Source organism: Pseudomonas sp. AL03, from assembly GCF_029960815.1.
Lineage (GTDB): Bacteria > Pseudomonadota > Gammaproteobacteria > Pseudomonadales > Pseudomonadaceae > Aquipseudomonas.
In genome coordinates, this window is the sequence record NZ_JASBRE010000019.1 from 120,130 (window position 1) to 134,259 (window position 14,130).

At 58.2% G+C, this 14,130-nt stretch carries 11 protein-coding genes; 10 read left to right on the top strand and 1 reads right to left on the bottom strand.

Annotated features, from left to right (window positions below; all coding sequences use genetic code 11):
- The first annotated feature begins 2 nt into the window (after nt 1-2).
- From atpA to glmS, 7 genes are all read left to right on the top strand, one after another.
- The gene (gene atpA / locus QK293_RS18970; RefSeq protein WP_282379785.1) at nt 3-1,547 is read left to right on the top strand and encodes a F0F1 ATP synthase subunit alpha; all 1,545 of its coding nucleotides are present in this window, start codon (nt 3-5) and stop codon (nt 1,545-1,547) included.
- Between the two features lie 50 nt (nt 1,548-1,597).
- The gene (atpG, locus tag QK293_RS18975) at nt 1,598-2,458 is read left to right on the top strand and encodes a F0F1 ATP synthase subunit gamma (RefSeq protein ID WP_282379786.1); all 861 of its coding nucleotides are present in this window, start codon (nt 1,598-1,600) and stop codon (nt 2,456-2,458) included.
- A 27-nt stretch (nt 2,459-2,485) separates the two neighbouring features.
- Nucleotides 2,486-3,865, top strand: a complete 1,380-nt coding sequence (atpD, locus tag QK293_RS18980; RefSeq protein ID WP_282379787.1) for a F0F1 ATP synthase subunit beta — start codon at nt 2,486-2,488, stop codon at nt 3,863-3,865.
- Between the two features lie 45 nt (nt 3,866-3,910).
- Entirely contained in the window at nt 3,911-4,336 is a 426-nt protein-coding gene (locus QK293_RS18985) for a F0F1 ATP synthase subunit epsilon (RefSeq protein ID WP_008155716.1), read from the top strand.
- Between the two features lie 115 nt (nt 4,337-4,451).
- Nucleotides 4,452-5,819, top strand: coding sequence for a bifunctional UDP-N-acetylglucosamine diphosphorylase/glucosamine-1-phosphate N-acetyltransferase GlmU (gene glmU, locus QK293_RS18990; protein WP_282379788.1), 1,368 nt, complete (start codon nt 4,452-4,454; stop codon nt 5,817-5,819).
- Nucleotides 5,820-5,916: 97 nt separating this feature from the next.
- Nucleotides 5,917-6,693, top strand: a complete 777-nt coding sequence (locus QK293_RS18995; RefSeq protein ID WP_282379789.1) for a DeoR family transcriptional regulator — start codon at nt 5,917-5,919, stop codon at nt 6,691-6,693.
- Between the two features lies 1 nt (nt 6,694).
- On the top strand, nt 6,695-8,527 hold the full coding sequence (gene glmS / locus QK293_RS19000; protein WP_282379790.1) for a glutamine--fructose-6-phosphate transaminase (isomerizing): 1,833 nt from the start codon (nt 6,695-6,697) through the stop codon (nt 8,525-8,527).
- A 281-nt stretch (nt 8,528-8,808) separates the two neighbouring features.
- Here glmS and QK293_RS19005 read toward each other — a convergent pair whose 3' ends face one another.
- Nucleotides 8,809-10,113, bottom strand: a complete 1,305-nt coding sequence (locus tag QK293_RS19005) for an MFS transporter (RefSeq protein WP_282379791.1) — start codon at nt 10,111-10,113, stop codon at nt 8,809-8,811.
- A 212-nt stretch (nt 10,114-10,325) separates the two neighbouring features.
- Here QK293_RS19005 and QK293_RS19010 point away from each other — a divergent pair, with 212 nt between their 5' ends.
- The 3 genes from QK293_RS19010 to QK293_RS19020 all read left to right on the top strand — a co-directional run bounded on the left by QK293_RS19010 (nt 10,326) and on the right by QK293_RS19020 (nt 14,081).
- Nucleotides 10,326-11,228: a LysR family transcriptional regulator gene (locus QK293_RS19010; protein ID WP_282379792.1), complete on the top strand. Its 903-nt coding sequence runs from the start codon at nt 10,326-10,328 to the stop codon at nt 11,226-11,228.
- 132 nt (nt 11,229-11,360) lie between these two features.
- Nucleotides 11,361-11,987, top strand: coding sequence for a glutathione S-transferase (locus QK293_RS19015; RefSeq protein ID WP_282379794.1), 627 nt, complete (start codon nt 11,361-11,363; stop codon nt 11,985-11,987).
- Nucleotides 11,988-12,050: 63 nt separating this feature from the next.
- Nucleotides 12,051-14,081 (top strand): pyridoxamine 5'-phosphate oxidase family protein, encoded by a 2,031-nt coding sequence (locus QK293_RS19020; protein WP_282379796.1) that lies wholly within the window; start codon nt 12,051-12,053, stop codon nt 14,079-14,081.
- The last annotated feature ends 49 nt before the right edge of the window (nt 14,082-14,130 follow it).

Here is a 14,130-nt window from a genome sequence, read left to right on the forward strand (position 1 = left end):
CAATGCAGCAACTCAATCCTTCCGAAATAAGTGAAATTATCAAGGGCCGCATCGACAAGCTCGATGTGACCTCCCAAGCCCGTAACGAAGGCACTGTCGTCAGCGTATCTGACGGTATCGTGCGGATTCACGGTCTGGCCGACGTCATGTACGGCGAGATGATCGAGTTTCCGGGCGGCGTCTTCGGTATGGCTCTCAACCTGGAGCAAGACTCTGTAGGTGCCGTTGTATTGGGCTCTTACCAGTCTCTGGCTGAAGGCATGAGCGCCAAGTGCACTGGCCGCATCCTCGAAGTTCCGGTTGGTAAGGAACTGCTGGGTCGCGTAGTCGACGCACTGGGTAACCCTGTTGACGGCAAAGGTCCGCTGAACAACACCGAGACCGATGCGGTCGAGAAAGTTGCTCCAGGCGTGATCTGGCGTAAGTCGGTAGACCAGCCTGTACAGACTGGCTACAAGGCTGTCGATGCCATGATCCCTGTCGGCCGTGGCCAGCGTGAGCTGATCATCGGTGACCGTCAGATCGGTAAGACCGCTCTGGCGATCGACGCGATCATCAACCAGAAAGACAGTGGCATCTTCTGCGTCTACGTAGCTATCGGTCAGAAACAATCGACCATCGCTAACGTTGTTCGCAAGCTGGAAGAAAACGGCGCACTGGCTAACACCATCGTCGTGGCTGCGAGCGCTTCGGAATCTGCAGCACTGCAATTCCTGGCACCGTACTCCGGTTGCACTATGGGTGAATTCTTCCGCGACCGCGGTGAAGACGCGCTGATCGTTTATGACGATCTGTCCAAGCAAGCAGTGGCTTACCGCCAGATTTCCCTGCTGCTGCGCCGTCCACCAGGCCGTGAAGCTTACCCAGGCGACGTGTTCTATCTCCACTCCCGTCTGCTGGAGCGCGCATCCCGCGTTTCGGAAGAGTACGTAGAGAAGTTCACCAACGGCGCAGTGACCGGCAAAACCGGTTCCCTGACCGCACTGCCGATCATCGAAACCCAGGCTGGCGACGTTTCCGCGTTCGTTCCGACCAACGTGATTTCCATCACCGACGGTCAGATCTTCCTGGAATCGGCCATGTTCAACTCCGGGATCCGTCCTGCTGTGAACGCCGGTGTTTCGGTATCCCGTGTGGGTGGTGCCGCTCAGACCAAGATCATCAAGAAGCTCTCCGGTGGTATCCGTACCGCTCTGGCTCAGTACCGTGAACTGGCGGCATTCGCCCAGTTCGCTTCTGACCTGGACGAAGCGACCCGTAAGCAACTTGAGCATGGTCAGCGCGTTACCGAGCTGATGAAGCAGAAGCAATACGCACCAATGTCGATCGCTGACATGGCGCTGTCGCTGTATGCCGCTGAGCGTGGGTTCCTGACTGACGTTGAAATCGCCAAGATCGGCAGCTTCGAACAAGCGCTGATTGCTTTCTTCAACCGCGATCACGCCGATTTGATGGCGAAGATCAACGTGAAGGGTGACTTCAATGACGAAATCGACGCTGGCCTGAAAGCCGGTATCGAGAAGTTCAAGGCCACCCAAACCTGGTAAGCCGCAGCGGGAGCCGCAAGGCTCCCGCTTGCTAACCTGATAGGTGTTACATGGCAGGCGCAAAAGAGATTCGCAGTAAGATTGCGAGCATCAAAAGCACGCAAAAGATTACCAGCGCCATGGAAAAAGTGGCGGTCAGTAAAATGCGCAAAGCACAAATGCGCATGGCTGCTAGCCGTCCTTACGCGGAGCGCATCCGCCAGGTTATTGGTCATTTGGCCAACGCCAACCCGGAATATCGCCACCCCTTCATGATCGAGCGTGAAATCAAGCGCGTCGGTTATGTCGTAGTGAGCAGTGACCGTGGTCTGTGTGGTGGCTTGAACACCAACCTGTTCAAGGCCTTGGTCAAGGACATGGCGAAAAACCGTGAAAACGGCGTCGAGATCGATCTGTGTGTTGTTGGTAGCAAGGGTGCGGCTTTCTTCCGCAACTTCGGCGGTAACGTCGTTGCAGCTATCAGCCACCTGGGTGAAGAGCCGTCGATCAATGATCTGATCGGCAGCGTCAAGGTGATGCTGGATGCCTACCTGGACGGCCGTATTGATCGCCTGTCCGTGGTGTCCAACAAGTTCATCAACACCATGACGCAACAGCCTACTGTGGAGCAGTTGATTCCACTGGAGGCAACCGCGGATCAATCACTCAAGCACCACTGGGACTATCTCTACGAACCGGATGCCAAAGAGCTGCTTGACGGCTTGATGGTCCGCTACGTTGAGTCGCAGGTCTACCAGGCGGTGGTCGAGAACAACGCGGCTGAACAAGCTGCGCGGATGATCGCGATGAAGAACGCTACCGACAACGCCGGTGATTTGATCAGCGATTTGCAGCTGGTCTACAACAAGGCGCGTCAGGCTGCGATCACCCAAGAGATCTCGGAAATCGTCGGCGGCGCTGCCGCGGTTTAACGGTTCAAATATTCAGAGGATCCAGCTATGAGTAGCGGACGTATCGTTCAAATCATCGGCGCCGTTATCGACGTGGAATTTCCACGCGACAGCGTACCGAGCATCTACAACGCGCTGAAAGTAGTGAGCGCGGCTGAAACCACCCTGGAAGTTCAGCAGCAGCTGGGCGACGGCGTGGTTCGTACCATTGCGATGGGTTCCACCGAAGGCTTGAAGCGCGGTCTGGAAGTCACGGACTCTGGCGCTGCCATCTCCGTACCGGTCGGTAAAGCGACCCTGGGCCGGATCATGGACGTTCTGGGCAACCCGATCGACGAAGCTGGCCCGATCGACACCGAAGAGCGCTGGGGCATTCACCGTCCTGCGCCAACCTTCGCTGAACAAGCAGGCGGCAACGACCTGCTGGAAACCGGCATCAAGGTTATCGACCTGGTTTGCCCGTTCGCCAAGGGTGGTAAAGTCGGTCTGTTCGGTGGTGCCGGTGTAGGCAAAACCGTAAACATGATGGAACTGATCCGTAACATCGCCATCGAGCACGCCGGTTATTCCGTGTTCGCCGGTGTGGGTGAGCGTACTCGTGAGGGTAACGACTTCTACCACGAGATGAAGGATTCCAACGTTCTGGACAAAGTGGCACTGGTTTACGGTCAGATGAACGAGCCGCCGGGTAACCGTCTGCGCGTAGCATTGACCGGCCTGACCATGGCCGAGAAGTTCCGTGACGAAGGTAACGACGTACTGCTGTTCGTCGACAACATCTATCGTTACACCCTGGCCGGTACTGAAGTATCCGCACTGCTGGGCCGTATGCCTTCCGCAGTAGGTTACCAGCCGACCCTGGCTGAAGAGATGGGTACTCTGCAAGAGCGTATCACTTCGACCAAAAACGGTTCGATCACCTCGATCCAGGCGGTATACGTACCGGCGGATGACTTGACTGACCCGTCGCCAGCGACCACCTTCGCCCACTTGGACGCCACCGTCGTTCTGTCTCGTGACATCGCTTCCCTGGGTATCTACCCAGCGGTCGATCCACTGGACTCGACTTCGCGTCAGCTGGACCCGAACGTGATCGGTCAGGACCACTACGACACCGCTCGCGGCGTACAGTATGTTCTGCAACGTTACAAAGAACTGAAGGACATCATTGCGATCCTGGGTATGGACGAGCTGTCGGAAACCGACAAGCAGTTGGTAAACCGTGCTCGTAAGATCCAGCGTTTCTTGTCGCAACCGTTCTTCGTGGCTGAAGTCTTCACCGGTGCTTCGGGTAAATACGTTTCCCTGAAAGACACCATTGCTGGCTTCAAAGGCATCCTCAACGGTGACTACGACCACCTGCCAGAACAAGCGTTCTACATGGTCGGCGGCATCGAAGAAGCGATCGAGAAAGCCAAGAAACTGTAATCCCGGCGCCCGGTAACGGGCGCTAATTTAGTTTGAGGCAATCAGATGGCTATGACAGTCCATTGCGATATCGTCAGCGCGGAAGGGGAAATCTTTTCCGGCCTGGTCGAGATGGTGGTTGCGCACGGTGCACTGGGTGATCTTGGTATCGCCCTGGGTCACGCGCCGCTGATCACTAATCTCAAGCCGGGCCCGATCCGCCTGATCAAGCAGGGCGGGGAAGAGGAGGTGTATTACATCTCCGGTGGTTTCCTCGAGGTTCAGCCGAACATGGTCAAGGTGCTTGCCGACACTGTGCAACGCGCTGCCGACCTGGACGAAGCCTCCGCTCAGGAAGCCGTTAAGGCTGCCGAGAAGGCCTTGCATGACCGTGGCGCAGAATTCGATTACGGTTCTGCTGCCGCACGTCTGGCCGAGGCTGCAGCTCAGCTGCGCACCGTCCAGCAGATCCGCAAGAAGTTCGGCCACTAATAGGCCCCACTTGTTGTGCGATTGATTAAAAAGGGTAGCCTCGGCTACCCTTTTTTCTTTTCCGACATTCATAACCTGGTCGCAGCCGCTGACCACCCAGGATTGGTAGCCAGTCATGTCTTTAGAAATCGTTATCCTCGCTGCCGGCCAAGGCACTCGCATGCGTTCGGCGCTGCCGAAAGTTCTGCACCCGATTGCCGGCAACTCGATGCTTGGCCATGTTATCCACAGCGCCCGGCAACTTGATCCACAGCGCATCCACGTCGTGATCGGCCATGGCGCCGATGCCGTGCGTGAGCGTCTGGCGGCGGATGATTTGAATTTTGTCCTGCAGGACAAACAGCTGGGGACCGGTCATGCGGTGGCGCAGGCTGTGCCGTTCATCAAGTCCGACACGGTGCTGATTCTCTACGGTGACGTGCCGCTGATTGAAGTCGACACCCTGCAACGTTTGCTGAAGAAAGTGGCGCCGCAACAACTGGGTTTGCTCACCGTTGAACTGGACGACCCAACCGGCTACGGCCGCATCGTCCGTGACGCGGCTGGAAAGGTCACCGCTATCGTCGAGCAGAAAGACGCCAACGAAGCTGAACGCGCAATCACCGAGGGCAACACCGGCATTCTGGCGCTGCCTTTCGAACGTCTTGGCGACTGGATGAGCCGCCTCTCCAATAACAATTCCCAGGGCGAGTACTACCTGACCGACGTAATCGCCATGGCGGTCAGCGACGGGCTGGTGGTGGCCACCGAGCAACCCCACGATGCCATGGAAGTGCAGGGTGCTAACGACCGCAACCAGCTTTCCGAGCTTGAGCGTCACTATCAGCTGCGCGCCGGTCGTCGTTTGATGGCTCAGGGCGTGACCCTGCGTGACCCGGCTCGTTTTGATGTGCGCGGTGAAGTCACCGTCGGCCGCGACGTGCTGATCGACATCAACGTGATTCTCGAAGGCAAGGTCGTTATTGAGGACGACGTGGTGATCGGCCCGAACTGCGTGATCAAGGACAGCACCTTGCGCAAAGGGGTGGTGATCAAGGCTAACAGCCACATCGAAGGCGCGATTCTCGGTGAAGGCAGCGATGCCGGTCCGTTCGCTCGTTTGCGCCCAGGTACAGTGCTGGAAGCACGAGCCCATGTGGGTAACTTCGTTGAGTTGAAAAACGCTCATTTGGGCGAGGACGCCAAGGCCGGTCATCTGACTTACCTGGGGGATGCGGAGATTGGTGCGCGGACCAACATCGGGGCCGGCACCATCACCTGCAATTACGACGGCGCCAACAAATGGACAACCGTGTTGGGCGAAGATGTATTCATCGGCTCCAACAATTCGTTGGTCGCGCCTGTGGATATCTCTGCAGGTGCAACGACTGCTGCGGGTTCGACCATTACCCAGAATGTGGATAACGGGCAGTTGGCGGTAAGTCGCGCACGTCAGAAGAACATCGACGGCTGGAAGCGGCCGGTGAAGATCAAAAAGAGCTGAGTTATCCACAGCTCTTTTTATCGCCTTACGCTTGACGAAGTTTCGCCGATAGGTTTTGATTGCTTCCGTTATCTTTCGAATCGAAACTTACCAAGCCATGTCGAAACGCAATACACCTCAACGCCGTCGCAATATCCTCGCCTTGCTCAATGAGCAGGGCGAAGTCAGTGTGGATGAGCTGGCCAAGCGCTTCGAAACTTCGGAAGTTACGATCCGCAAGGACCTCGCGGCGCTTGAAAGCAACGGCTTGCTGCTGCGCCGTTATGGCGGAGCGATCACCCTGCCTCAAGAACTGGTGGCCGACATTGGTCAGCCGGTGTCCAAATACAAGCAGGCTATCGCCCGCGCCGCCGTTACGCGGATTCGCGAGCACGCGCGGATCATCGTCGATAGCGGCAGCACCACGGCGGCGATGATTCCGGAACTCGGCCAACAACCGGGTCTGGTGGTGATGACCAATTCCCTGCATGTCGCCAATGCCTTGAGCGAGCTCGAGCATGAGCCGGTGCTGTTAATGACCGGCGGCACCTGGGACCCGCATTCCGAGTCCTTTCAGGGGCAGGTGGCCGAGCAGGTACTACGCTCTTACGACTTTGATCAGTTGTTCATCGGTGCCGATGGCATCGACCTGGTTCGTGGTACCACCACTTTCAACGAATTGCTGGGACTGAGCCGTGTCATGGCTGAAGTCGCCCGCGAAGTGGTTGTCATGGTCGAGGCCGACAAGATCGGCCGCAAGATTCCCAACCTGGAGCTGCCCTGGAGCAGCGTCCATACCCTCATTACCGATGATCGCCTGCCGCTTGCGGCACGGGATCAGATTCAGGCCCGCGGAATCAACTTGATCCTCGCGGCTGTCAGTCAGGAGAAATAACATGTGTGGAATTGTTGGCGCAGTTGCAGAACGTAACATCACAGCCATCCTGCTCGAAGGCCTGAAACGCCTGGAATACCGTGGCTATGACAGTGCCGGTGTGGCGGTCTACACCAATGACGAAAAGCTTGAGCGCCTGCGTCGCCCGGGAAAGGTGAGTGAATTGGAACTGGCGCTGGCCGAAGCACCGCTGGTCGGCCGCCTGGGTATCGCCCACACCCGCTGGGCCACTCACGGTGCGCCGTGCGAGCGCAACGCTCACCCGCATTTCTCCGGTGATCTGGCGGTGGTGCACAACGGCATCATCGAGAACCACGAAGCCCTGCGCGAGCAACTCAAAGCCTTGGGTTACGTGTTCACCTCGGACACCGACACTGAAGTCATTGCGCACCTGTTGAACCACAAACTCAAGGATCTGCGTGATCTGACCGTGGCCCTGAAGGCGACTGTCAAAGAACTGCACGGTGCTTACGGTTTGGCAGTCATCAGCGCTCAGCAACCGGATCGTCTGGTCGCCGCCCGCAGTGGCAGCCCGCTGGTCATCGGTCTGGGCCTGGGTGAAAACTTCCTGGCGTCCGATCAGTTGGCCCTGCGCCAGGTCACTGATCGCTTTATGTACCTGGAAGAAGGCGATATCGCCGAAATTCGCCGCGACAGCGTACAGATCTGGGACGTGAGCGGCCAAGTTGTCAAACGCGAATCCGTGCAGTACCGCGATGGCGCCGAAGCCGCTGACAAGGGCGAATTCCGCCACTTCATGCTCAAGGAAATTCACGAGCAACCGGCTGTGGTGCAGCGCACCCTGGAAGGACGCCTGAGTCCGAACGGCGTGCTGGTGCAAGCGTTCGGTCCACAGGCGGCCGAGCTGTTCGCCAAAGTGCGTAACGTGCAGATCGTCGCGTGTGGCACCAGTTACCACGCCGGCATGGTTGCCCGTTACTGGCTCGAAGAACTGGCTGGGATCCCGTGCCAGGTCGAAGTCGCCAGCGAATTCCGCTACCGCAAGGTGGTGGTGCAACCCGACACGCTGTTCGTGACCATCTCCCAGTCCGGCGAAACCGCGGACACCCTGGCTGCCCTGCGCAACGCCAAGGAACTGGGTTTCCTCGCCAGCCTGGCGATCTGCAACGTTGGCATCAGCTCACTGGTGCGTGAGTCCGACCTGACACTGCTGACCCAGGCGGGTCGTGAAATTGGCGTGGCCTCGACCAAAGCCTTCACCACTCAATTGGTCGGCCTGATGTTGTTGACTCTGTCCCTGGGCCAGGTTCGCGGCACGTTGGCCAAAGGCGTCGAAGCCACATTGGTTGAAGAGCTGCGTCGCCTGCCGGCCCGCCTCGGCGAAGCCTTGGCCATGGACAGCACCGTGGAGAAAATCGCCGAGCTGTTCGCCGAGAAAAACCACACCCTGTTCCTCGGTCGTGGTGCGCAATTCCCGGTAGCGATGGAAGGGGCTCTCAAGCTCAAGGAAATCTCCTACATCCACGCCGAAGCCTATCCGGCCGGCGAGCTGAAGCACGGCCCATTGGCGCTTGTGGATAACGACATGCCAGTGGTCACCGTGGCACCGAACAACGAGCTGCTGGAGAAGTTGAAATCCAACCTCCAGGAAGTCCGCGCCCGTGGTGGTCAGCTGATCGTCTTTGCAGACGAGCAGGCCGGCATGACCAATGGTGAAGGCACTCACGTTGTACAAATGCCACACATACACAACACCTTGTCGCCGATCCTCTACACCATTCCGCTGCAGTTGCTCTCGTATTACGTGGCCGTATTGAAAGGCACCGACGTTGACCAGCCGCGTAACCTGGCGAAGTCGGTGACGGTGGAATAAGCGATTTACGCAGGATCACGACGAGTGCTCCTGCGTAGTTGTTCCTGTACCTCTTCTGCCGTAGTTTCCGGCTGAGATTCGGCAACAAGCGGCACAACGAGTTGTTGACGAAGTTGAAAGCCAAATCTCCCGAAAGTCCGCGTCTGTGGCGGTCAGTTGGTCGCCTTCTCAGACGAACATCCGGCATGAGCAACGGTGAGTCACGTTTGTTGCCCACATGCCGCATATCCCCGGCATTGTGAAAGGCAACTCCGTTTGTAAGAGGCGTACGGTGAGGCACGTCAGCGCGCAAACGCTTCAGGGTATTTGTCCAGGTAGGCATCGTTGAGCTGCGTATCCGGGGAACGCATGAAATTTTTGAAATCGGGTACCAGAAAGACCATCAGAGACAGCAGTAGCACCATGACGCCCAGCAGCGTGATTGTCAGTGTGACCCCCAGATAGGCGATCAGGGTGTTCATCGCAAAACTGCCCAAAGGGCTGGCCGCCGCAGACAGAAATGAAACCGTGGCAAAAACCCGGTTGCGATGGAGCTTGGGTGTCGCCAGCAACCTCACTGCTGAGGTGGGGATGTTGATCAACATCAGGCCTACGCCGCCGCAGAAAAAGGCCGCGGGTACGATGAGCGACGATGAAACGGTGCCGACCACCACTAGGTTGCACCCCAGTAATGCAAAACCTGCGGACACACACATGTCACGGGGGACCCTTTCGGATAACCAGCCGATGATCTTGTAACTGCCCGCCAGAATGCCCAGCCCGAAGCACGAATCCAGAAGGCCAATGTAAGTGACCGGGTACTGGATGACGTCCTTTACGTACAGTGGGATCAGGATGGTGAAGAAAGGAAATAGGGCAAAGTTGATCAGCATTGCAATGATGGCCAGGTAAAGTTCGACTTTCACTCCGTAAACCACTTTGAAGCCGGAATAAATCATGCTGAAGCCGCTGGCTCCCTGCGCTTTTTCGTCCTGGCCAGTGGCACCGATGTGGCTCGGGATGGTCGCGATCAACGCCCCGGCGATGAGAATCGCAAAAAAATCGACAGCAAAGGCGAACGTGATACCGAACCCGTAAATCAACCCGCTGGCCAGTACCGGCCCGAGCAGAATCGAAAAGGACGACATCACGCTTTTGGTCCGAAAGGCCAGGGAGACTTTATCGTCGTCTGCAAATAAAGGAATGATCGATGCCTGGAGAGGGTCGCGCACGCCGACGATCGCACTGCTGATCATCATCAGTGCGCTCACCGCCCAAGGGTTGAACGACCCCGTGGCGGACAACACCACCATCAATAGCGCTGTCAGCAGGCTGAGCCATGAGGCCAGCTTGATGATCAGGATTTTGTTGTACTTGTCCCCCAGCCATCCAAGCAGGGGTTTGGCTAACACCTCCGCCGCGATGGAACAGGCAATCATGTTGGCGAAGTAGAGCGCAGAGCCTGTTTCCTGCAAGGCCCACCAGGCCACCGCCAGTTGATTGCACCGTCCACCCAAAACCATCAGCAAAAAGCTGAATTGCACTTTCAGCAAACGCCGGTCGATACCGGCAAAGCCCCACGTAATACCTGAAAAATTTGCACTCATTGACGTTCCTTTTATTCAGATAGGGCTACTGCGCAAGCAGGGGCGTTCAAGAAACGACCAAACAACTTAATGTTCGATGTCCGTACCACATGTTTTTCAGGTACGCATGCATGTCCATGACCTAAGCGAGATCTCTCGCTTTGGAATCAGGGTCAACATACAAGGAGCTGCCGCAGGCTGCGATCTTCCGATTTTTTAATGAGGACACACATATGGACCGTTTCCAGGAAATGCAGGTCTTCGCCGCCGTCGCCCAAGACCAAGGCTTCTCGGCGGCGGCACGGCGTTTGGGTCTGTCGGCAGCCAGTGTCACTCGCGCCGTGGCGGCGTTGGAGAAACGCATCGGTACGTTGCTGCTGACGCGCACCACCCGCAGTGTGCATTTGAGCGAGGCGGGTCAGCGTTACCTGGAAGACTGTCGGAGGATTCTCGCCGAGGTGCAGGAAGCCGAGGATTCGGCGGCGGGCAGTCACGCTCAACCGCGTGGGCAGCTGACAATCACAGCGCCGGTGTTGTTCGGTGAATTGTTTGTCACGCCGGTGATGGTGGATTATCTGACGCTATTTCCTGAAGTCTGCATCAATGGGGTGCTGGTCGACCGAGTGGTCAGCATGGTCGAGGAGGGGATCGATGTCGCCGTACGGATCGGTGAGCTACCCGACAGTAATCAGCATGCGATTCGCGTGGGTGAGGTTCGACGGGTGATTTGCGGCTCGCCGGACTTCCTGACGGCCCACGGTCGACCTCGACATCCTCATGATCTGGCTCAAGCACCGGTTATTGCGACGTCCTCTATCGGTCAGTTGAGAACCTGGCCATTCCTTGAAGGGGGAGAACCACTGAGTGTTCGACCGGAGCCGCGCCTGGTGGTGACGGCGAATCAGGCGGCCATTTCGGCGGCATGCCTGGGTTTGGGGCTGACCCGGGTTCTGTCCTATCAAGTGGCAAGCAAAGTCGCCGCCGGTGATCTGGAAATCGTTCTGGCTGACTTCGAACTGCCGCCATTACCTATCCATGTTGTCTATCAGGGCGGGCGCAAGGCTCCTGTACGGATCCGCAGTTTTGTGGACTTCGCGGTGAGCGCGCTGCGTGAACACCCGTCCTTGCAGGCGTGAGAGGGTTATTTCGCTGGATGAAATAATGGATTGCGTTTGCTGGTTATTTTGTTGTTTGGGTTGCGGGTGGAAGATGACCCCCCATCGGTGCTGATCTCTCTTTAACAGCGCCACTATCCAGCGGAGTCAACCATGCAAGCCATCAAGCTCTACAACTTCCCACGTTCCGGCCACGCTCACCGTGTAGAACTGATGCTGTCCCTGCTGCAACTGCCGACCGAGCTGATCTTTGTCGACCTGGCCAAGGGCGCGCACAAACAGCCGGATTTCCTGGCGCTCAACGCGATTGGTCAAGTGCCGGTCATTAATGATCAAGGCGTGATACTGGCCGATTCCAACGCGATCCTGGTTTATCTGGCGCAAAAGTACGGTAACGGCCGTTGGTTGCCAGCCGATCCGGCCGGCGCGGCCAAGGTTCAGCGTTGGTTGTCGATTGCCGCTGGGCCGATTGCCTTTGGTCCCGCCCGAGCCAGGCTGATCACGGTGTTTGGTGCGCCTTACAACGCTGAAGAGGTGATCGCTTATTCCCACACCGTGCTCAAAGTGATCGATCAGGAACTGGCGGCAACGCCGTATCTGGCCGGCGCCGAGCCAACCATTGCCGACGTTTCGGCCTACAGCTACATCGCCCATGCGCCAGAAGGCAATGTGTCGCTGGAAGACTACGCCAACATCCGGGCCTGGCTGGCGCGGGTCGAAGCCTTGCCAGGGTTTGTCGGCATGCCGCGCACCGTTGCCGGTCTGCAAAAAACTGCCTGATGCCTGCGGCCCGACACTGTCGGGTCGTTCACACTGCGCCGATGGCGCAGGGGAGAAGCCGTTATGGACCGTTCACCCTGGCACGCCGGCGAGAAACAATTGCAGGCTCATGTGGGCATTGCCGAGCGAATGGAGGTACTCGGTCGTAAGGTGATTCGTAGCGAGATGCCGGACCAGCACCGCAAGTTCTATGAGCAACTGCCGTTCATGCTGTACGGCGCGGTGGATGCCGACGGTAATCCTTGGGCCAGTATTCTTGAAGGGCAACCGGGCTTTGCTCACTCGCTCGAGCCGGGTGCGCTGCAATTTCGCAGCCTGCCGGGCGAGGATGATCCTGCGCAACTGACGGAGGGCGCGGCGATCGGCCTGCTGGGGATCGAACTGCACACCCGTCGCCGCAACCGCCTCAACGGTCGAGTCGGCGCGATGACGGCAAGCGGCTTCAATGTGGCGGTGGAGCAGTCCTTCGGCAATTGCCCGCAATACATTCAATTGCGGCAGTTTCGTTCGGTGCCACTGGCGGATCCGTCGACTCGCGTCGCGCAACACCTGAACGAGCTGGATGATGCGGCCAAAACCCTGATCGCGGGAGCCGATACGTTCTTTGTCGCCAGTTACGTGGACGTCGATGGCCAACGTTCGGTGGACGTTTCTCACCGCGGCGGCCAGGCCGGTTTCGTACGGGTAGAAGGTAATCGCCTGACCATTCCGGATTTCGCCGGCAACCTGTTTTTCAACACCTTGGGCAACCTGCTGCTCAATCCTCGGGCCGGTTTGTTGTTTATCGATTTCAATTCGGGAGACCTGCTGCACCTCAGCGGTCGCACCGAAGTCATTCTTGAAGGCCCACAGGTCGAGGCGTTTCAAGGGGCCGAGCGCTTGTGGACATTTAAAGTGGAAAGCGTGGTGCGTCGTCCCGCCGCGCTTGCTCTGCAGTGGCGCTTCGACGGCGTGTCACCCACCAGTTTGCTGACCGGCACTTGGGAGCAAGCCAACGCCCGTCTGCAAGCCCAGGCCTTGGGGGATCGCTGGCGGCCGTTGCGGGTGGTGCGCATCGAAGCGCAAAGCCACAACATCCGCTCAATCTATCTGGAGCCTGCCGATGACGCGGGGTTGCCAGTGTTTCAGGCCGGGCAGCATTTACCCCTGCGCTTCAACATTGGCGGTGATGTGCATATCCGTACGTACAGCCTGTCGAGCGCGCCGTCCGATGATTTTTTCCGCATCAGCGTGAAGCGTGACGGTTTGGTGTCTTCGCACCTGCATGAACAGGTGCGCGTCGGTGATCTGTTGGAGGCTCGCGCGCCTCAGGGGCATTTCACCGTGGCACCTAATGAACGTCGGCCGCTGGTGCTTCTGGCTGCCGGGGTAGGCATCACGCCGCTGCTGTCGATGCTGCGCGAGGTGGTTTATCAAGGCCTGCGCACCCGCCGCATCCGGCCGACCTGGTTCTTCCAAAGTTCGCGCACGCTGGCCGATCAAGTGTTTCGGCCTGAGCTGGATCGCTTGCTCGATGAGGCGGGTGATGCGGTCAGGGTGTTGCGCCTGCTAAGTCAGCCGGAGGCAGAGGCCCGAGAGGGTGAAGACTTCGATCTGACCGGGCGGATCGACACCGCGTTGCTCAAGACCCTCCTTGAAGTGGAGGACTACGATCAGCTGGATTTCGTCCTCTGTGGTCCGAGCAGTTTTACCCAGGGGCTGTATGACAGCCTGCGGGAAATGGACATCCGCGATGCAAGGATTCACGCCGAAACCTTCGGCCCCTCGACTTTACGTCGGGTGCCGGACCCCGACGCGGTGGTCATCGAGCAACCGCCCGCTGCGACGACCTCGGTGCCGGTGGTGTTTCAGCGCTCGGCGAAAGAGGCCCGCTGGCAACCCGACGGTGGCAGTTTGCTGGAGTTGGCGGAAAACCGTGGGTTGCGCCCGGAATTCAGCTGCCGCGGCGGTTCCTGCGGGACCTGCAAGACGCGCCTGATCAGCGGCCAGGTGAATTATCCACAGCCGCCGGCAGAAGTGCCGGACGACGGACACGTGCTGATTTGTTGTGCGATTCCGGCGCAGGGGTCGCAGCCTTTGGTCCTCGACTTGTAGCAGCTGCCGAGCCTGCGAGGCTGCGTTCGGCTCGGTCCGCGCTCGGGCG